Source organism: Brevibacillus sp. SIMBA_040, assembly GCF_046535075.1.
Classification (GTDB): domain Bacteria; phylum Bacillota; class Bacilli; order Brevibacillales; family Brevibacillaceae; genus Brevibacillus.
This window is the reverse complement of record NZ_JAWRXI010000388.1, coordinates 1-240: the sequence shown is the minus strand read 5'-3', so window position 1 is coordinate 240 and position 240 is coordinate 1. Positions and strand designations below refer to the sequence as shown.

The 240-nt window shown below is 72.9% G+C and carries 1 protein-coding gene; it reads right to left on the bottom strand.

The features are described 5' to 3' along the window. Positions 1-240: hypothetical protein (locus SB752_RS33205; RefSeq protein ID WP_410719630.1), on the bottom strand; the 240-nt coding region annotated here is incomplete at both ends.

Genomic DNA, 240 nt, shown 5'->3' with positions numbered 1-240 from the left:
AGGGCGTCCAGCGGCTTGAGGGCCTGCACCGTCAGGTCGGGCCGGGGCAACTGCGCCTGCGCTTTCGGCGGCGTGGCGGGCGGGCTGCCCGGGCCAGCGGAGGCCGGGCGTTCAGCAGGCTGGACCTGGTAGTCGTTACCCGTGACGGTCAGCGTCACCCATTGGCCGTCGTACTGGCGCAGGGTCTTGGCTGCGTCGCGCACGTAGGCGTTGGGCACCCCCCAGCCCTTGGCCAGCAGG